The sequence below is a fragment of the Agromyces sp. H66 genome, assembly GCF_004959775.1.
Lineage (GTDB): Bacteria > Actinomycetota > Actinomycetes > Actinomycetales > Microbacteriaceae > Agromyces.
Genome location: NZ_SJZG01000009.1, coordinates 1 through 18,961, shown reverse-complemented (window position 1 = coordinate 18,961; position 18,961 = coordinate 1). Strand labels below are relative to the sequence as shown.

The window sequence follows — 18,961 nt, the reverse complement described above, 5'->3', positions numbered from 1 at the left end:
GCCGGGTCAGCGCGTGGGCGCGATGTGGTGCGCCGGGCGGAACACGTCGCCGGGATCGACCTCGGACTTCACCCGCCGGAGTCGCTCGAGCGTCGACGGCGGGTAGATCGTGGCCGTCACGTCGTCGCCGAACTCCTGCGTGAAGTTCGCGTACGGTCCGCTCGTGAATCCGAGCGCCTCGTCGAGCGCCGGGCGAATGGCCGCCGCGTCGGCGTCGGTCGCGTCGGCGGGGAGCAGCGTGTTCACGACGAACAGCGCCTGCGCATCGCGGAACGCGATGGGCGTGGCATCCGCCGCGACCCGCGAGAACGCCCCGCCGAGGGCTCGCAGCATGAGCATCGTGGGTGCGGCCGTGCCGAGGGCTCGCTCGCACGCGGCGAGGAACTCGTCGGACAGGTCGGGTGCGAACCCGTTGCCACCGACGAAGCGGAACGGCGGACGGCCGGGCGGCGCCGCCTCGAGCAGCTCGCCGTAGGCTACCGGCCCCAGCTTCACCTCGGTGACCGAGGGCAGCGACAGGAGCGGATCGAGGACGCGCCGCAGCTCCTCCTCGGTGCCGCGAAGTGCGACCGCGAGCTGCGGGCCCGCCGGCATCTCGGCCATCAGCTGCGGCATGACCAGGAGCGTCGAGTTGAGCTCGTCGGGGGAGGCGACCGTGATGTCGCGCCAGGTGCGCAGCACCGCGCCGACGTCCGACTGATCGAACTGCAGGTGACCGCCGACGATCCCGTCGACGGGCGCGGCCTGCAGGATGAAGCGCGTCGCGATGCCGAAGTTGCCGCCGCCGCCCCTGAGTGCCCAGAACAGGTCGGGATGCGACTCGGCGTTCACCGTGAGCACCTCGCCGGTCGCCGTGACGAGCTCGATCTCGCGCATCAGGTCGACCGTGAGGCCGTGCGTGCGGACGAGCCATCCGATGCCGCCGCCGAGCGCCAGCCCGCCGACGCCGACGTCGAGCGTGTCGCCGGAGGTGATACCCAGGCCGTGGGGGGCGAGGGCGGCGGCGACATCGCCCCAGTGGGCGCCGGCCCCGACGGTGACGAGGCCATCGTCGCCGACCTCGATGGCGTTGAACTCGGCGAGGTCGATGACCACGCCGTCGGTGGCGGGCAGGCTGCCGTGTCCGCCGCTGCGGACGGAGATCGGCACGTTCGCGTCGACGGCGGCGCGCACGGCGGCGGCCAGCTCGTCGACGGTGGAGGGACGGATGACGGCCTCGGGTTCGCCGGGGCCGTAGAACACGGTACGACCGTCGTCGTACTCGGTGGAGCCGGGTCCGAATGTACGGCCGGGCACGCGCTCGCTCAGGTCAGAGAGAATCGACATGGATCGCAGTCTGGCAGCGGCCCCCGACATCCGCCAACGATGCTCGCTGAGCGCGGAATTGCTGCGTTCGCATACGTCGCAACCCGGCCCGGCCGAAGCTTGTGCAGGAGAACTGCACTGAACCCGCCTGTGGGCGGGGATGGGTCCCATTCTCCTGCGCGAGCTTTCGACGCGCCGCGGGCGCCTACTCGCCGCTCGGGTGCGCCTTCGCCCGGTCGATGACCCACGCGTACGCGAACGCCCGCTCGCGCCACGCCGAGTACCGCCCCGAGACGCCGCCGTGCCCGGCCGCCATCTCGATCTTCAGCAGCGCGTCGGCTCCCGCATCGCGGAGGCGCGCCACCCACTTCGCGGGCTCCACGTAGAGCACGCGCGTGTCGTTCAGCGAGGTCACCGCCAGGATCGGCGGGTAGTGGTTCTCGTGCACGTTCTCGTACGGCGCATACGTCTTCATGTACGCGTACACCTCGGCGTCGTCGAGCGGATTGCCCCACTCGTCCCACTCGATGACGGTGAGCGGCAGCGTCGGGTCGAGGATCGAGGTCAGCGGGTCGACGAACGGCACCTCGGCGAGGATGCCCGAGAAGTACTTCGGCGCCATGTTCGCGACGGCGCCCATGAGCAGTCCGCCGGCGCTGCCGCCCTGCGCCACGAGCCGGTCGGGAGCGGTGATGTCGTTGTCGACGAGATGCTGCGCCACCGCCACGAAGTCGGTGAACGTGTTGCGCTTGTGGAGCTTCTTGCCGTGCTCGTACCAGAGCCGGCCCAGCTCCCCGCCGCCGCGCACGTGGGCGACGGCGAAGATCATGCCGCGGTCGAGGAGCGACAGCCGGGGGATCCCGAACCCGGGGTCGATCGAGTGCTCGTACGAGCCGTAGCCGTAGAGCAGCGTGGGCGCGGGCGTGCCGAACTCCACCAGATCGGGCCGGTACACGAGCGACACGGGGATCCGGGTGCCGTCGTCGGCGACCGCCCACTCGCGACGCTGGGCGTATCGGGCCGGGTCGTAGTCGCCCAGCACGGGCTGCCGCTTGCGGAGCCGCCGCTCGCCCGTGGCGATGACGACGTCGTACACGGTCGCGGGCGTGATGAAACTCGTGTAGCCGATCCGCAGGGTCGGCTGCTCCCAGGCTGGGTTGCCGCCGACGCCCACCGAGAACAGGGCCTCGTCGAACGGCAGCTCGTGCAGGGTGTCGTCGGGCGTGGCGTCTGTCGGGATCCCCGTCGGCGGCACCTTGGCGATCGCGACCCGCGACAGGCCCTCTCGGCGGTACTCGACGGCGACGAAGTTCCGGAACGCCTCGACGCCCTCGAGGCGCACGGCGGGGTTGTGCGGCAGCAGCATCCGTCGCGGTCCCTGCGGGTCGGATGCCGCGACGCTCACGAGCTCGAAGTTCACGGCACCGTCGTTGTGCACGATGAGCAGACGGTCGCGTCCACCGGCGACCACGTGGTCGACGTCGTACTCGACGCCCTCCTTGCGCGGCCACACGACGCGGAACTCGCCGGTCGGGTCGTCGGCGTCGAGCAGCCACGTCTCGCTCGTGACGTTCGAGCCGGCCTCGATGAGCATGAACCGGCGGCTGCGGGTCAGGCCGACGCCGAGCCAGAAGCGCTCGTCGTCCTCCTTGAAGACCGGGACGTCGTCGGACGTCGCGGTGCCGACCTCGTGCCGCCAGATCGTGTCGGGGCGCCACGACTCGTCGACCGTGGCGTAGAAGACGTAGCGGCCGCTGGGGTCGAACACGGCGCCGGCGGCGGTGCCCTCGATGAGGTCGTCGTACTCGCGGCCGGAGCCGTCGATCGAGCGCAGGCGCAGCGTGTATCGCTCGTCGCCGTCGGTGTCGATCGCGTAGAGGAGCGTCGAGCCGTCGGCGGTGACGTCGAAGCTGCCGAGCGCGTAGAAGTCGTGGCCCTCGGCCTCGACGTTGTCGTCGAGGAGCACCTGCTCGCCGGGCAGCGGCTCGTACGCGGCATCCGTCGCGGTTTCGACAGGCTCAACCGACGACGGCGCTTCGGGCAGCACCGGGGGTTCCCAGTCGTCGGATGCCGCGATGGGCGCTCGGCAGCGGATGCCGTACTGCTTCCCCTCGACCGTGCGGGTGTAGTACCACCAGTCGCCCTCGCGGGTCGGCACCGAGAGGTCGGTCTCCTTGGTCCGGTTCCTTATCTCCTCGAAGATCTGTTCCTGGAGGAGCATGAGGTGCTCGGTGCGCGCCTTCGTGTAGGCGTTCTCCTCGTGCAGGTGCGCGATGACGGCGGGGTCGTCCTTGGCGCGAAGCCACTCGTAGTCGTCGTGCACCACGTCGCCGTGGTGCACGCGTTCGGTCGGTCGCTTCTCGGGGGCGGGTGGGGTGAGCACGCATCCACGCTACGCCTCCGCCCGAGGTTTCCGGTCGCGGAGTCCGCGCGAGCGTCGTCCGGTCGGATGCCGCGCCACGTCGCCGCCCGCTGCGCCCGTTCGTGTGGCGCGGCGGGCGCACAAGTGGCGCAGGGCCGGTCAGCCGCCCGTCTCGCGGATCTCCCACCGGTCGCCGCCGAGGGGTCGCAGCACGCCGCGCACGCGTTCGCCGTCGCGGACGGCCTGCCACGCGAGCGGGGGCAGTTCGCCGGCCGATACGTCGGTGCTGCCCGAGAAGGTCGGCGACTCGTAGCCCGCGGCGGCGAACGCCTCCCGCCGCGCACCGGTATCCCAGATGCCCGACAGCGACCACGTCATCCAGACGATCGCGAGGGCGCCGACGACGAACCCGGTGTACCCGGCCTCCCGCATCGGCCGGGATCGGAAGCGAGTGCCGACGACCGAGGCCATGGTCGATGCGATGACGACGACCGCCGGGATGGCGAGCGGCCAGGGGCTCCAGGGCTCGATGGTGACGATCGTGGTCGCGGCATCCATGCGGCCTAGCCCGTCTTCGTCCAGTCGAGGTTGATGACGTCGCCGATGTAGACCGTCTCGCCGAAGTCGTGCACCTGCGGGTTCATGCGCAGGAGCTGCTGCTGCGGCAGCTCGAAGCGCTGCGCGATGTCGAAGAAGCTGTCGCCCTCGACGACCGTGTAGCTCGCGGGCACCCCGTCGGCGTCGAGCACGGGGGTGCCGGTGGCGCCGGGCCGCGCACCCGTGTCGAAGGCCGGACCCCACTCGACGACCGGCGCCGGCGCGTTCGGCACGGGCTCGGGCGCCGGCGCCGCCGGGGGAGGCGGTGGCGGCGCCGCCTCGGGCGTTGGGGTGGGCGTGGGCGTCGCCGTGACCGTTGCGGTGACGGTGATCGTCGCCGGCGTGGGCGGGGGAGCCGCGGTGCATCCGCTCAGCAGCAGGGCCGTGAGTCCAGCGGATGCCGCCACCATGCTCGAGCCACGCTCCATCGAGCCTCCCCATCGATGTGCCGGCACCCGTCGGAGCGCCGGTCGCGCCAGCCTAGCGATCCGGCGGCCCCGGGGCATCCGGTGTCCACAGGAGTGTCAGGTCACGGATCACCGCCCGGATGAGCGCGAGCGCCTCCGCCAGCTGCGTGTCGCTCGCGCCGGCGTATCCGAACACGATTCCCGGCTCGGTCTCGCCGGGCACGGCGGAGTATTCCGCGAGGGTGGCGACCGCGACCCCCGCGTCGGTGAGTCGCGCCAGCACGGCCTCGACCGCGCCGTGATCGGGGAGCCGGACCACGGCGTGCAGCCCGCCGTCGAGTCCCGAGAGCGGCGCGTGCGGGATGCCGTCGAGCGCCTCGATGACGAGCCGGCGGCGATGCGCGTACTCGCGTCGCGTCGCCGCGATGTGCCGGCGCACGGCTCCGCTCGCGAGCAGGGCGGCCGCGGCATCCTGCACCACTCCGGCGACCGGTCCGGGCTCGTCGTCCCGGAGTTCGGCGACGGCGTCGCGGAACGCCGCGCTCGCGGGCAGCACGAGGTACCCGAGTCGCAGCCAGGGCGTGAGGATCTTCGAGAAGCTGCCGACGAGCACGACGTTCGCGCCGTCGAGCGACGCGAGCGCCGGCAGCGGCGGACCCAGATGGCGGAACTCGCTGTCGTAGTCGTCCTCGATGACGATGGCGCCGTGCTCGTGCGCCCACTCGACCAGCGCGAGCCGTGCCGAGACGGGAAGGCGTCCGCCGAGGGGGTACTGGTGGCTCGGCGTGACCATGACCGCCTGCGGCGCCCGTGGCATCCGTCGCAGCACGTCGACGCGGAGCCCATCGGCGTCGACGGGCACGGGTACGGTGCGCGCGCCGTGCCGTTCGATCGTGCGCCGCGCCGACGGGTAGCCGGGGTGCTCGACCGCCACGGTGACGCCGTCGCAGTCGTCGCAGTCGTCGCGGTCGCCGTCGCGGTCGCGGTCGCCGAGCATGAGCAGCGCGGATGCCACGAGCGCGACCGCCTCGCTGGTGCCCGCCGTGACGACCACGTCGTCGGCGTCGCAGGCGACCCCGCGGGCCTGGCGCAGGTGGTCGGCGATCTCCTCGCGGAGGCGTCGTACGCCCAGCAGCGGCGGGGAGTCGGACGGGATCTCGAGCGTCGCGGCGTGGCGCCAGGCCGACCGCCACGCCCGGGTGTCGATGCGGGCGGTGGAGGGCCTGCCGGGCACCAGGTCGATGCGCGGTTCCGCCGGTGCCGCTTCCGGCCGCCGAGTCGTCACGGGTGGCCGGGTCGCCCGGCCCGGTGGCCGCCATCCGTGACGACTCGATGCGTCGACGTCGGCGTCGAGGTCGGCGTCGGCGTCGATCTCGGCGAGTTCGGCGACGCGGGTCGGCGCGCCCTGTCGCAGTTCGAGGTAGCCCTCGCCCGCGAGCTGTTCGTAGGCGGCGACGACCGCGCTGCGCGAGACGCCGAGCTCCGACGCGAGCGAGCGCGTCGACGGCACCGCGTCTCCGGGGCGCAGTGCACCGCCGAGGATGCCGCGCCGGAGCCCCTCGACGAGTTGCACGCCCAATGGCAGGTCGGCGCTGCGATCGATGGCGAGGATGGTGCCGTCCATGTGCCCTCCGAGTGATCGACTGGACTGCCAGAACTTGCAGGAACTGGACTCCTCGGCGAACCAGTGTGTTCGTGAGACTAGCAGCGTGACCACGACGAACACCACTGCCCCCCGACGCGTCCGCCGAATGCCCGAGCGGCAGACCACCGACCGCTTCGACCTCTTCGCGCTGCTCGACGACGAGCTCGTCGGCCACCTCGCCGCGGTCGTGGACGGCGAGCCCGTCATCGTGCCGATGGCCTATGCGCACGTCGGCCACCACGTGCTCATGCACGGCTCGACGGGCGGCGGATTCGCGCTGCGCGCCGCCGCGACCCGCGCGACCGTCGCCTTCTCCGTCACGGCCCTCGACGGGCTCGTCTACGCCCGCTCCCTCTTCGACAGCTCGATGAACTACCGCAGCGCGGTCGTCTACGGCGTGCTCGAGACGGTCCCCGCCGACGAGACGGATGCCGCGCTGATCGCGCTGTCCGACCGGCTCATGCCCGGCCGGCCCGCCGAGGTGCGCGGCACGACCCGCAAGGAGACCGCGGCGACGCGCGTGCTCCGGCTCGCCCTCGACGACGTGGTCATGAAGGCCCGCGCGGGCGGGGCATCCGAAGAACCCGACGACGGCGAGGACCACACGGCCTGGGCCGGGGTGGTGCCGCTCGTGCGCAGTTGGGGCCCGCCCAGTGCGTCGGCGCTCACGCCCGAGGGGACACCGATCCCCGACTCCGTGGTCGCACTCATGACCCGTTCCTCGGGCGGGCCGACCCCGACCCGGAATTCCGTGGTCGCACTGACGACCGGCGCCCCGGGCGGGGACAGACTTCCCTGATGGAAAGGAGGTGCGAGATGTTCGCGACCATGCTCGTGCTCGGACTGCTCGCCGCCACGGCGATCACGACCGCGCTCGTGCAGTTCCGGCGTGACGGCTACGGCCGTACGCCCACCGTGCTGCGCTGAGCCCACACGACCCGACGAACGACCGCGCCTCCCGATCGACGAATCCGTCGTTCGGCACGCCCGGGCCCCTGCCGCCCGGGCGGATCAGGGCACCTCAGGTGCTCGAGACGAGATCTGCCCGAAATAGGGCGATCGCCCGATGAACGCCGGGTGCCTTAGCGAGCACGCTCGAGGTATCCGGTCGGACGTATCGGACAACTCAGGAGGAACCATGCAGTACTCGGCCGACTTCATCGCACTCGGGACGTACAAGACCGACGTGCGCGCCGCCGAGCACGAGATCGGCCTGCGGATGCGCGCCGACGAGCGCGCCGTGGACGACGCCGGGACGTCGTCCACGGCGACTCCGGAGCGCCACCGCAGCCATCGCCGCGCCCCGCGCCTCGCCCTCCTCCGGTGAGTTCCGCGGTCGCGGCGGGCGCACCCGTGCGGGGTGTCGGCGGTGAGTGGCACCATGGGATGGTGACCACGTCAGCGCCGGCCATGATCGGTCGGGACGCCGACCTCGCGATGCTGCACGAGCGACTCGGCGAGGTTCGTGCGGGTGCGCCCTTCACCGTCATCATCGGCGGTGAGGCGGGCATCGGCAAGACGCGGCTCATCCGCGAGTTCGAAGCCGGCCTTCCGTCCGACGTGCGCCTGCTCGCCGGGCAGTGCGTCGACCTCGGCGACGTGGCGGCGCCGTACGCGCCCGTGAAGGCCGCCCTCCGTGCGCTCGTCGCCGAGGAGGGCGCCGAGCGCGTGCTCGATGCCGTCGGTCCCGGCCGTGCCGCCTTCATCGCGCTGCTGCCCGAACTCGGACCGCCCGACGCCGCGTCCGTGCCGCCCGTCGCGAAGGCCGACGCGGGCGCCGCCACCGGCCAGCTGCACGAAGCCATCGCCGTGCTCCTCGAGACCTTCTCACGCGAGCGACCGATCGTCTTCGTCATCGAGGACGTGCACTGGATCGATGCGGCGACGCTCGCCCTGCTCCGCTTCCTCATGCGCGCCCTCGGCTCGAGCAGGGTGCTGACGGTGCTCAGCTATCGCACCGAGGACGTGACCAGGGGGCATCCGGTCCGCGCCTTCCTCTCCGAGGCCGAGCGCGACCGATGGGTCGAGCGCCGTGATCTCGGTCGGCTCTCGCGCGCCCAGGTGCGAAAGCTGGCGAAGTCGCTCATCGTCGACGCTGTCCCCAGCGAGAGCGTGCTCGACGCGGTGTTCCGCCGCAGCGACGGCGTGCCCTTCTTCGTCGAGGAGCTCGTCGGCATCGACGGGTGCCGCGACGAGGGCGACGTGCCCGACACGCTGCGCGAACTGCTGCTCGCCCGCTACGAGCGGCTGTCCGAGCCGGCGCAGGAGATGCTCCGCCTCATCTCCATCGGCGGCGTGCGCGTCTCGCACTCGATGCTCTCCGCCGTGTACGCCGGCACCGCCGACGAGCTCGACCAGTCCGCGCGCGAGAGTGTGCTCACCGGAGTCCTCGTGATCGACGGCGACGACTACGCGTTCCGGCACGCGCTCGTGCGCGAGGCCATCCTCGCCGACCTGCTGCCCGGGGAACGTGCGCGGTTCCACGCCCGTTACGCCGAGGCGTACGAGGCCGCGGCGGCCGCCGGCACACGGCGGCTCGCCGCCGAGATCTCGTTCCACTGGCTCGGCGCGCACGATTCCGCGCGCGCCTTCCCGGCCACGATGCAGGCGATGCGCGAGGCACGCGCCTCGGCCGCGTACGCGACCGCGGCGCAGCTCGGCGAACGCGCACTCGGCCTGTGGGACGTCGTCCCCGACCCGGTCGCGGCTGCGGGCATGAGCAAGCTCGAGCTCATGGGCCGCACCGCCTCCCACCTCCGCAACGCCGGCGAGGGCGAGCGCGGCCTCGCGCTCGTGAAGGCCGCGCTCGCGGAGTGCCCGCACGACGATCCGAGCTACCCACGTCTGCTTCGAGACAAGGGCATCTACCTGGCGAACGTCGGCAGGCCCGGGTCGATCGAGGTGCTCGAGCAGGCGCTCGCCGCGCTCGACGCGAGGGGCGACGTCGGTCCGAGCGACTTGCGCGCCACGATGCTCGCGGCCCTGGCGGGCCGTCTCATGATCGACGGCCGCATGGAGGAATCCCTCGAGATCGCGGAGCGTGGCCTCGAGGTCGCAACCGCGATCGGGTCGGCACGGTACATGTCGATCACGCAGAACATCGCGGCGGGCAGCCGCGCCACGCTCGGCGAGATCGAGCACGGCCTCGAGCTCCTCGAGCATGCCCGGGTGCTCGCCGACGGCGACGGCAACGCACTGCTCAAGTACTGGGTCAACGCGTCCGACCTGCACCACCTGATCGGCAACCACCACGAGGCGGTGCGCCTCGCCGAGGAGGGCCTCGCCCAGTCGCGCCTGCGGGGCCTCGAGCGCACCTCGGGCGTCATCCTCGCCTCCAACGCCGTCGAACCGTTGCTCGCGCTCGGCGAGTGGGAGCGTGCCAGGGAGCTCGGCGATCGCGCGCTCGCGCTCGATCCACCCACGCCGTTCGCGGTCTACCTGCTGCGCAGCAAGATCTGGTCCCTGCTCTGGCAGGGCGATACGGCCGCGGCCACCGAGCTCTACCGCAGCGTCCGCACGACGATCGTGAACGTCATGAAGGTCGAGATGCAGGCGCGACTCGGTTCGGGTCGCCTCGCGATCGAGCTCGCGCTCGCCAACGACGACCTGCCCGGCGCGTGGCGGGAGGCGCGGGCCATTCTCGACGAGGAGCAGCTTCCGTTGCCCGGCTACGCGGAACCGTTCCTCTGGGCGGCGGCTCGGGTCGTGGCCGCCGTGCGCGCCCGCCCCGGCGCCGTGACCGAAGTCGTCGGCGACGACGTCGAGGCCGCCGTGCCCGAGTTCCGCGCGCTGCTCGAGCGGCTCGCGTTCTGGCCGACGGCCCCGATGTGGACGGCCATGTTCGAAGCCGAGCTCGCCGAGGCATCCGAGGGTGCGGGCGCCGGTGTCGCGGGCACCGGCGTCGAGGCCTGGCGAAACGCCGTGGCGGCCACGGCGGCGCCGAGCGCGCCGGGCTTCCTCGCCCCCTATGCGCTGCTGCGGCAGGGCGAAGCCGAGCTCGCCGCGGCCGACCGCTCGGGCGCGCGAGCCTCGCTGCAGGCGGCGTTCGACGTCGCCGAGTCGGGCGGAGTGAAGGCCGTGCGCGACCGCATCCTCCGGGTCGCGTCGGCGGCCGGCATCGCCATCGACGGCGTCGGCGGCGGCGCCGGACTCGTCGCCCCGGCGGGCGGCATCGCGGACTCCGTGGCCTCCGACGACGCCGCGGCCGCCGCCGAGCTCACCGCGCGCGAGCGGCAGGTGCTCGAGCTCATCGCCGAGGGTCTCAGCAACCGGCAGATCGGCGAGCGCCTCTTCATCAGCGGCAAGACCGCGAGCGTGCACGTGTCGGCGATCCTGCGCAAGCTCGGTGCGGCCACGCGCACCGAGGCGGCGTACCGCGCGGGCGCGTTGCGCTGACGGCACCGGTCGGCCGAACCTCGTAGGCCGATGGTCCCGGTTCCGGCCCCGGAACCGCCGCCATGCTTGGCGCATGAGTCCCCTCGTGAAAGGCGCCTGACATGCGAACTCGCCGGATCATCGCGATCGTGCTGGCCTTCATCACCCTGCCGTTCCTGGTGTTCGGGCTCATCGATCCGCTCGAGGGCGGCATCGCGCTGCTCGCCGCGATCGCGCTCGGCGTGGTCGTCTGGGCGCTTGCACGGGTGCCGCTTCCCAAGCTGCTGTGGATCCCGCTCATCGTGACCGCTGCCATCGGGGCGCTCACGCTCGGGATCGCGATGCTCAACCTCGAAGAGGCCACCGGCGACGGTACCGCGACCAACCCCATCCTTTCGGTGGTCGCCCTCGTCTGGGTCTGGCGGGTCGGCGTGCTCGTGGTGCTGGCCGGGGCGGTGCTCTACATCGTGCGGCTGTTCCGGAGCCTGCGGTCGGCGGAAGCCGCGCGGTGAGCGCGCCGGGCCTGCCGGCCGATCGTGATCGGCGAGGGAATCGGCGGGGCCTCAAGGGTGACCGGATCCGACGGATAGCCTGAACGCATGCTCGACCAGGGGGACTGGCTCTCGTGGACGATCGCCGCGGGGGTGCTCACCGTGTGCGCGGTGCTGCTCCTCGCGCTCCGGCCGCGCGCCGAGCGCGACCTCACCGCGAGCGCGAAGGCCGCCGCCCACACGGGCGCCGTCCCGGTCTCGGCCGAGGGCGGCCCCGACTCCGCCGCGACGCTCGCCGCCACCGAGGCGGTCGGCGACGCGATGATCCGGGCCGGCTACTCGGTCATGACGGTGCGGAGCGCCCTCGAGGACATCGCCCGCGTCAACCACCTTCCGGCCAGCCAAGTCGTCGTCTTCCCGACCGCGCTGCTCGTCTCCGCACGCGGCGAGGGCGAGCACGTCGGCGAGCACCGCACGGGCGCCGTGACGAGCGGCGAGGGGCGCCTGCTCCTCGCGCAGGTGGATGAACTGCAGCGCACCGTCGACGCCGCCCGGCTGGGCGTGCTCGATCCGGCATCCACGATCGACCGCATCAGACGAATCCGGAGGATGCCGCCCACGTACGGCCGGGTCGTGCGGGTCATCGGCTACACGCTCCTCAGCGGCGCCCTCGCGGTGATGCTCGGCACGACGTGGACCGGCGTCATGGTCGCCGTGGGGCTCGGCGCGCTCGTCGGCGCGGCCCTCCTCGTGAGCGAGCGCGTGCCGAGTCGGTACGGCGCCCTCATCACCGTGGGCATGGCCCTGGCCGTGTCGCTCGTGGTGTTCCTGCTCCTCGACGCGGGGTTCGGTCCCCGCATCCTCGCCGCGCTCATCGCCCCGCTCGTCGTGCTGCTGCCCGGCACGCTCCTCACCACCGCCGTGCTCGAGCTGTCGACCGGGCAGATGATCTCGGGCGCCGGGCGCCTGGCCGCGGGCGGGATGCAGCTCGTGCTCCTCGCCGCCGGCATCCTGACGGCGGGCGCCCTCGTCGGCGTGCCCGACTTCGACTTCGCGGAGCATCCCGAGGCACTCGGGCCGTTCGCGCCCTGGATCGCCGTCGCCGTGTTCGGCGTGGGGATCGCCGTGCACCAGTGCGCGCCGCCCCGATCGATCCCGTGGATCCTGCTCGTGCTCTACGTCGCCTACGGGGCGCAGGTCATCGGCGACGTCTTCCTCGGCGGCGTGCTCTCCGCCTTCGTCGGCGCCGTCGTCGTCATCCCCGTCACGGCGCTCGTCGCCAGGCAACCGTCGGGACCGGCGGCGCTCGTGAGCTTCGTGCCGGCGTTCTGGCTGCTCGTGCCCGGCGCGCTCGGTCTGCTCGGGGTCGCGGACGTGCTCGGCGGCGACACGGGTGGCACGAACTCGCTCGTCGCCACGATCTCCACGATGGTGGCCATCGCGCTCGGCGTGCTCGCCGGGTCGGTGGTGTCGAACCGGATGCAGCGGCCCGCCCTCTGAGGCCGGCGGGCGTCAGACCGAGTAGCCGCCGTCATCGCCCGCGCCGCCCGCCGCCGCGAGGGCATCGACGAACCGGATGAACACCGCGATCCAGCCGAAGATGAGCGAGAACGCGAGCAGCTCGAACGCCGTGAGGTTCCAGTACGCGACCGGCTCGAAGAGCAGCGCACCGCCGAGGAGGACGGCGACGGTCACGCCGCAGAACACGAAGAACCGACGGGGCATCCCGCGCAGCACCCACGGCGACGCGATGAGCAGGCCCAGGAACGACAGGGACATGCCGATGGCCGACGAATTGTGCAGCAGCATGCTGACGTTCAGGGGGAACAGGCCCACGCAGGCGAGCATCACGCCCATGACGATGAACACGATCGAGACGACGCGCGGCGCCCAGGCGTGCTCGAGCACGCCCTGGTGCACGAGCGTCGAGAGATCGCGGTCGACGTAGAGGGCGAACGTCGTGACGAACGCGCCCGCGATGATCAGCGTGATGTTGAAGAGCGTGCTCGAGAAGTCGTCGGCGGTGCCGAGCTGGCTGAAGTGGTACTCCCACCACTGGGGGTCCTGCGAGGTGGCCATGCTCGCGAGGGTCGAGGTCGCCATGAACACGACGAGCAGGGTGGCGAGCTTGTTGGTGGTGATCGACGAGACCGACAGGTAGGTCCAGTACCCGAGGAGGCCTGCGGCAGCAGCCGTCCCGCCCATGCCGATCCATGCATCCACGACCAGGCCCTCGAAGCTGCGCTGGAGGAGCACGAACGTGCTGATGGTGAGGATCGTGCCGATGATCGCGTGCACGGCCGAGACCGTGGCGACGTCGATCGTGAACTTCCACGGCCGGAGGGCGTGCCGCCACTCCTGGCCGGGCAGGTTGCGAGCCCGCCAGTACCCGGTCACGCCCAGCGCGACGCCGGTGACGAGCACGGCGACCGCGGCGACGATGCCGACCGAGAGCCCGCCCCACAGCGGCCAGAGCCCTCCGGCGAAGACGAATGCCGCGACGATGCCGCTCGTGGCGGCGGCGATGGCGCCCGCGACCAGGGCCTCGGTCTCGACGGCGATCCTGCGTTGCGGCGGTGCTTCGTGAGGTTCGGCGGTGAGGACCGCCGCCGTCGATGCTGACATGCGCTCATCGTACGGCCGAGGGGTTCCTTCGCCGGGGAATGAAGCAACAGATCCCCACGCATCCGCTCGGCTACCAGCGGTTCGTGACGTGCTCGGCCCAGCCGAGCAGCGACTCGACCGCCACGACCTCGCCCGAATCGTCGGTCACGGTGCCGCGGTAGTGGCCGAAGCACTGGTGCGTCTCGGAGTGGATGACGCCGAGCGCGGTGCGCGCGACGCGATCGTGGAACGGCTGGAACCTCAGGTCGACGCGCGGGCCGCTGATCGACCACGACGCGAGCCAGTCGGCGGCGTCGAAACGCCATTCCAGTTCGTCGCCGAGCCTGTGCAGTCGCCCGTCGATCGAGATCGCGTTCTCGGTCGAGCCGGTGCCGCGGGTCCAGAGACCACCGAGCTGCAGGCCGAGTCGGCGTCCGCGCTCGATGCCGGACGCCGCGCCCCAGTGCCAGCGCATCGAGTACGGCCACCGGCCGCGACCGTGGTCGAGCACCGCCCAGCTCTGCCCCGGCAGCAGTTCTTCGGCGACCCCGTCGACGGTGACCACGCCGCTCGCCGGGCGAGCGACATCCTTCACCGTGTACTGGAACCGCCGTTCGCTCCACGGCACCACGACGCCGAGCGACTCGTGCCCGGCGGGCCTCGCCGCCAGCACGTCGATCGAGACGCGCGCCGTCGTGGCGCGGATGCGGGTGCCGCCCGCCTCCTCCTCGATGCGCACGTCGAGGCCCGGCACGCGCGCGGTCGCCGGGCCGCCGCCGAGCGTATCGGGGAGCGAGACGCCGCGGGAGAGCGGCGTGACGGCGCTCCGGTCGATCTCCTCGCCGGTGCGGCGGTCGAGCACCCAGACCTGGCTCATCGTCGCGTAGTCGAGCGTCGCCACGGTGACGGCGGCGATGAGGTCAGGTGAGGTGAACGCCCAGTACTCCCAGCGCTTGTTGCGCCCCCACGAGGTCGCACCGCGGCCGATGCCCGCGGTGTCGTGCAGCGGATGCCGCGTCCAGCCCACCGCGGCGGGATTCAGCCGTCCGTTCGGCCGGGTGAGCGCCACGGGTTCGGTGAGCTCGCGCTCGTGCGTCTTCGTGCCGGGATCGGCCACGTCGCCTCCTCGGGTTCCCGCCCGAATCATGGCAGAGCGGGGACTGCTCGCGCCACCGGCGCTCACCCTCCGCCGTGCTCGTGCCCGCCGAACCGGTACGGTGGGGAGGACCGCGAGGAGCAGGATTTGAGACCCGGACCGAGGCGCAGCGTCAGCCAGGCCGACATCGTCGACGCCGCGTTCGAGATCCTCGAGCAGAAGGGCTTCGCGGCCGCGTCGGTGCGCGGGGTCGCGGCATCCCTCGGCCTCACGCCGACGGCGCTCTACACGTACTTCCCGTCGAAGAACGCGCTGCTGCGGGCCATGGTCGAACAGCTCCTGTCGACGGTCGCCGTCGACACGGAACGCCGGGCGGATGCCACGTGGCGCGACCAGGTGCACGCGCACGCCGCGGCGCTGCGGGCACGGCTCGCCGAGCACGTCGGCGCGATCGTGCTGGTGACGAGCGGCCCCCTCGACGGTCCGCACGCGCTCGGCCTCAACGAGGCGCTCGTCGCGGGGTTCGTCGCCGACGGGATGCCGCACGCCGACGCCGCGCGCGCGGCGCACGCGGTGCGGGCCTACGTGCTCGGTGTCGCCGCCCTCGACGCGGCCGAGCGGGCAGGCGATCCGGCGGGGGCGCCGCCCGCGGCGACCGGCGACACGCTGTGGTCGGATGCCGCGGCGTACCCGCTCACCGAGGCGACCACGAGCCTCGCGGGCGACGGCTTCGGCTGGGGACTCGACCGGCTGCTCGACGGCTTCGAGCGCCTCGCCGCCTGAGCGAGTCGACGGGTGCGGGCCCGACTTCCCACGGCCGGCGCTGCGTGTCGTGCGTCCACCTAGGACGCGGCGAGGCGCCGACCCCGTGAGGGGCCGGCGCCTCGCCGATGGAGCGGGGTGCGGTCAGCTCATCCCGCGGTGGGCGGGGTGATCTGGATGATCGCCGCGCGGTTGCCGTCGAGGGCCTGCAGGACCTCGACGACCGTGCCGTAGCCGACACCCGCGTCGGCGGGGTTGCCCGAACCGAGCACCGTGAACCCGAGGTCGAAGCCGTACAGATCCTGGACCGGGTCGCCGTTCGGGTCGACGATACGCGTCGAGTACGGCGCGTTGCCGACGGACGGCAGCACGACCGAGCCGCCGCGGTAGCGGTGGAAGAAGCTGCCGTCGCGGAACTCCAGGCCGGGGACCCAGCCCAGGTCGTCGGTGAAGGTGCCCACCGCGGCCCGCGCCGGAATGTCGGTGCAGTGCTCGTCGGTCGGGTCGGCGAGTACGAAGCACTCCGTGAACGCGTGCGTCGTCTCCAGGCCGAACGCGACGTCCGAGGACTGCGCGCGGCTCGGCAGGTTCTTCAGCGTCGACGGGTCGGCGTCCGCCGCATCGCCGGTGCGGCGCAGCGGGTCGAAGTGGCTGTCGACCAGGAGCAGGCCGCCCTTGGCGCCGAAGCTCGGCAGCGCGGTCTCGTTCGAGGTCACGTGGTTGGTGTTGCCGTACGTGGTGTCCCGGTACCAGACCAGGGCACCGGGTGCGTTGTACGCCAGCTTCTCGACCTTCCACGCCCCATCGCTGTACACCGAGTTGTAGGCGTACTTCAGGCCCTCGTCGAAGCCGTCGAAGTTGCGCCACTCGACGAGGTAGTACTGCGCCTTCGTCGAGGTGCCGGTGTCGATGCGCCAGCCGGGGCCGGTCGTCGTCGTGAACGAGGAGACCTCGCTGGTCCAGCCGTTGTCACCGCTCTCGACGTCGTCCGCCCAGACCTCGGCGCCCGCGCTCGTCAGCGAGAAGTCGTCGCTGAACCATCCGCGCTCGAGGAACGCGGCATCGGTCGCCTGGCGCAGACGCAGGTCGACGGTCAGGCCGGCGTACGCGGTCAGGTCGACGTAGTGGTGTGCCCAGCCGTGCGTGTCACCCGTGAGGCCGTACTTCTTGCCGCCGTAGTCGGCCAGACGGCCGTTCGGGTCGGCGTAGCCGTCGGGCGTGGAAACCTCGGTGCCGTCCTCGGCGTAGACCTTCAGCTCGGCCCACGTGGATCCGCCGTCGGTCGAGACCTCGACGAAGCCGTAGTCCCAGTCCTCCTCGATCACGTAGTCGTTCCACATCCAGAACTTCGCGTCGGCGGGGACGTTCTCGATGGTGCGGCTGAGACGGATGTCGGCCCAGTCCTGGTCCGCCCCCGTGTACCACATGTTCTCGCCGCTGTGCGCCTGCGTGAGCGTGATGACCTTGTCGGGGAGGTTGATCTTGACGCCGTCCTGCGTGCCCTTCTTGGGGCGCGAGGTCTGGCCGACCTTCACGTCGCGGGTGTCGCCGCCCGGGTTCATGACGACCGGGTCGGCCCAGCCGAGCACCCACTTGTCCCAGAGGCCCATGTGCGTGGGCATCGACTGGAAGATCGGGCCCGAGTGCGAGCCCGAGGACATGAGGTCCCAGAAGTCGACGTCGGAGTTGCCGGCGCCCGAGGTGTCGTAGAGGTCGGGCAGGCCGAGGTCGTGGCCGTACTCGTGTGCGAACACGCCGACGCCCGAGTCCTCGGGCTGCACGATGTAGTTCGACAGCATGAGGTCGGTGCCGGGGATCGGCGCGCCGCCGGCGACCGCCGACGAGTGCGCCCAGATGGCGTAGGTGCCCTCCGCGCCGCCGCCGCCGGACTTGTCCTCGCCGGCGTGCACGAGCACGACGTGGTCGATGACGCCGTCGGGCTCGAGGAAGTCCCCGTCGCCGTCACGGTCGCCCTGGTCCTCGACGTCGTAGTCGGCCCACGGGAAGTCGGGGTCCGCATCGGCGAGGGCCGCGACCGCGTCGATGGGCAGCTGGCCCGGGCCGAGCGGATTGGCGGGGTGACCCTGCATGTCCTGGATGGCGCCGGACTCGTACTCGCCCTCCTCGTTCTGGAAGCAGAGGCTCGCGCCGTAGTACGCCTCGGAGTGCGGCACCGTGACCCACGGCGTCGCCGCGCCGGTGACGGTGTAGGCGCCACGCGACATCTCCTCGTACATGGACTTCATCGTGTAGCCCGAGATGTCGATGCCCGGCTGGCCGTCGGGACCGGTGAGGTCGGGACGCACGCGCTCGGTGATGCCTTCGTCGGTGAAGAGCATCTTGTTGAAGTGCTCCGACGAGAAGTCGTCCACCCACAGCGTGTTGTTGTCCTCGAGCGCGTAGTCGGCCGGGTTCGGGATGTTGTTGTGGAGCGGACCGTTCTGCACGTTGCCGGGCATGCAGGTCGAAGCGCCGAACTCCTCCGGCACGTACACGCCCGTGAAGTCGTCGTCCGCGCTGTCGTTGAACTCGACGAGGATCGTGAGGAGCTTCGCCTCCTGCGTCGACTTCGAGCTCTTCAGGTTCTTGAGTTCCTTCGGGCTCTTTCCGGTCTCGATCGACGTCGCCTCGAGCTTGGCCAGCCCGCGCGCCGCGACCGGGTTGCCCTGGCTGAACTTGCGGTCGAGCGCGTCGGCCTTCTCGAGGGCGGCGTTCCCGCCCGCCGTGCTCCGGCCGTTCGCGATGGACCCCACGAGCTCGTCGCTGCCGAAGGCGGCTTCGGCGCGCGGCGAGACGTAGTTCATGTAGTACTCCGAGTCGCTGATCACCGGTGAGGTGACCGGACCCGCTGCGACGGCGGCCCCGCTCGCACCCGCGGTCGCCAAACCGGCGGCGACGAGCGCGAACACTGGGATCGCCGCCACCGCGCGCCTGCGCGCGCGTGTGGTCGTTCCAGACATGCATCTCCCTTCGAGTGCCGACGCGGGATCACCCCGTCGGCACGAACGACGTCCGTCTGAATGAAGGCGGACGTACCCGGAATCCTGCCGTGCGGCGCGACGACTACGGAAGAGCTGGGTGGAATCTGGCTGCGACGACGCAAGTCCGTTGCGCGGACGCGCACGATTCCGTCGCAGAATGCCCCGCTGCCGCTCGTCCTCCGTTGCCGGGCGTGCCGGGCGGGTGTCGAGCGTGCACTCGTGGCCCGAGTGAGGGCTGTGACTGCACGCTCGGCGAATCCCGGGCCCGGGTGCCTGCGTCAGCCGAGGAGCAGGCCTACGACGCTCCTATGGGTGTCAAGCGGGGTGTTCGAGGAGT

General features: G+C 71.9%; 14 protein-coding genes. 6 read left to right on the top strand and 8 right to left on the bottom strand.

Going from position 1 to position 18,961, the window contains the following annotated elements; translation table 11 throughout:
• Positions 1-6 precede the first annotated feature (6 nt).
• From EZM51_RS14685 to EZM51_RS14665, 5 genes are all read right to left on the bottom strand, one after another.
• On the bottom strand, positions 7-1,326 hold the full coding sequence (locus EZM51_RS14685) for an FAD-binding oxidoreductase (protein ID WP_169053931.1): 1,320 nt from the start codon (positions 1,324-1,326) through the stop codon (positions 7-9).
• A gap of 184 nt (positions 1,327-1,510) precedes the next feature.
• Entirely contained in the window at positions 1,511-3,688 is a 2,178-nt protein-coding gene (locus EZM51_RS14680; RefSeq protein WP_136709068.1) for a S9 family peptidase, read from the bottom strand.
• A 138-nt stretch (positions 3,689-3,826) separates the two neighbouring features.
• Positions 3,827-4,225 carry a hypothetical protein gene (locus tag EZM51_RS14675; RefSeq protein WP_136709067.1) on the bottom strand — a complete coding sequence of 133 codons (399 nt, stop codon included), beginning with the start codon at positions 4,223-4,225 and terminating at the stop codon, positions 3,827-3,829.
• 5 nt (positions 4,226-4,230) lie between these two features.
• A complete protein-coding gene (locus EZM51_RS14670) occupies positions 4,231-4,692 on the bottom strand; it encodes a LysM domain-containing protein (RefSeq protein WP_136709066.1) in 462 nt (153 codons plus the stop codon).
• 52 nt (positions 4,693-4,744) lie between these two features.
• Positions 4,745-6,295 (bottom strand): PLP-dependent aminotransferase family protein, encoded by a 1,551-nt coding sequence (locus EZM51_RS14665; RefSeq protein ID WP_136709065.1) that lies wholly within the window; start codon positions 6,293-6,295, stop codon positions 4,745-4,747.
• An 85-nt stretch (positions 6,296-6,380) separates the two neighbouring features.
• Here EZM51_RS14665 and EZM51_RS14660 point away from each other — a divergent pair, with 85 nt between their 5' ends.
• From EZM51_RS14660 to EZM51_RS14640, 5 genes are all read left to right on the top strand, one after another.
• On the top strand, positions 6,381-7,115 hold the full coding sequence (locus EZM51_RS14660) for a pyridoxamine 5'-phosphate oxidase family protein (RefSeq protein WP_211195930.1): 735 nt from the start codon (positions 6,381-6,383) through the stop codon (positions 7,113-7,115).
• 339 nt (positions 7,116-7,454) lie between these two features.
• The gene (locus tag EZM51_RS14655) at positions 7,455-7,643 is read left to right on the top strand and encodes a hypothetical protein (RefSeq protein WP_136709063.1); all 189 of its coding nucleotides are present in this window, start codon (positions 7,455-7,457) and stop codon (positions 7,641-7,643) included.
• Between the two features lie 62 nt (positions 7,644-7,705).
• Positions 7,706-10,711 carry a LuxR family transcriptional regulator gene (locus EZM51_RS14650; RefSeq protein WP_169053930.1) on the top strand — a complete coding sequence of 1,002 codons (3,006 nt, stop codon included), beginning with the start codon at positions 7,706-7,708 and terminating at the stop codon, positions 10,709-10,711.
• 101 nt (positions 10,712-10,812) lie between these two features.
• Positions 10,813-11,202: a hypothetical protein gene (locus EZM51_RS14645; RefSeq protein ID WP_136709061.1), complete on the top strand. Its 390-nt coding sequence runs from the start codon at positions 10,813-10,815 to the stop codon at positions 11,200-11,202.
• A gap of 87 nt (positions 11,203-11,289) precedes the next feature.
• Positions 11,290-12,681 carry a threonine/serine exporter family protein gene (locus EZM51_RS14640; RefSeq protein WP_136709060.1) on the top strand — a complete coding sequence of 464 codons (1,392 nt, stop codon included), beginning with the start codon at positions 11,290-11,292 and terminating at the stop codon, positions 12,679-12,681.
• A gap of 12 nt (positions 12,682-12,693) precedes the next feature.
• Here EZM51_RS14640 and EZM51_RS14635 read toward each other — a convergent pair whose 3' ends face one another.
• Together EZM51_RS14635 and EZM51_RS14630 are read right to left on the bottom strand one after the other, a co-directional pair.
• A complete protein-coding gene (locus EZM51_RS14635; protein WP_136709059.1) occupies positions 12,694-13,806 on the bottom strand; it encodes a DUF998 domain-containing protein in 1,113 nt (370 codons plus the stop codon).
• Positions 13,807-13,876: 70 nt separating this feature from the next.
• Complete coding sequence (locus EZM51_RS14630; protein ID WP_248305673.1) at positions 13,877-14,902, bottom strand: DUF2804 domain-containing protein; 1,026 nt, start codon at positions 14,900-14,902, stop codon at positions 13,877-13,879.
• A 126-nt stretch (positions 14,903-15,028) separates the two neighbouring features.
• Between EZM51_RS14630 and EZM51_RS14625 the strand changes: the two genes are divergently transcribed.
• Positions 15,029-15,664, top strand: coding sequence for a TetR/AcrR family transcriptional regulator (locus tag EZM51_RS14625; RefSeq protein WP_169053929.1), 636 nt, complete (start codon positions 15,029-15,031; stop codon positions 15,662-15,664).
• Positions 15,665-15,792: 128 nt separating this feature from the next.
• Here the strand turns inward: EZM51_RS14625 and EZM51_RS14620 are convergent, their stop codons facing one another.
• Entirely contained in the window at positions 15,793-18,603 is a 2,811-nt protein-coding gene (locus tag EZM51_RS14620; RefSeq protein WP_136709056.1) for an immune inhibitor A domain-containing protein, read from the bottom strand.
• Positions 18,604-18,961: the final 358 nt, after the last annotated feature.

Coding starts and splice junctions, on each gene's coding strand:
- EZM51_RS14685 (WP_169053931.1), bottom strand. CDS start 1,326: ATGTCGATTCTCTCTGACCTGAGCGAGCGCGTGCCCGGCCGTACATTC.
- EZM51_RS14675 (WP_136709067.1), bottom strand. CDS start 4,225: ATGGATGCCGCGACCACGATCGTCACCATCGAGCCCTGGAGCCCCTGG.
- EZM51_RS14670 (WP_136709066.1), bottom strand. CDS start 4,692: ATGGAGCGTGGCTCGAGCATGGTGGCGGCATCCGCTGGACTCACGGCC.
- EZM51_RS14665 (WP_136709065.1), bottom strand. CDS start 6,295: ATGGACGGCACCATCCTCGCCATCGATCGCAGCGCCGACCTGCCATTG.
- EZM51_RS14655 (WP_136709063.1), top strand. CDS start 7,455: ATGCAGTACTCGGCCGACTTCATCGCACTCGGGACGTACAAGACCGAC.
- EZM51_RS14645 (WP_136709061.1), top strand. CDS start 10,813: ATGCGAACTCGCCGGATCATCGCGATCGTGCTGGCCTTCATCACCCTG.
- EZM51_RS14640 (WP_136709060.1), top strand. CDS start 11,290: ATGCTCGACCAGGGGGACTGGCTCTCGTGGACGATCGCCGCGGGGGTG.
- EZM51_RS14635 (WP_136709059.1), bottom strand. CDS start 13,806: ATGTCAGCATCGACGGCGGCGGTCCTCACCGCCGAACCTCACGAAGCA.
- EZM51_RS14620 (WP_136709056.1), bottom strand. CDS start 18,603: ATGTCTGGAACGACCACACGCGCGCGCAGGCGCGCGGTGGCGGCGATC.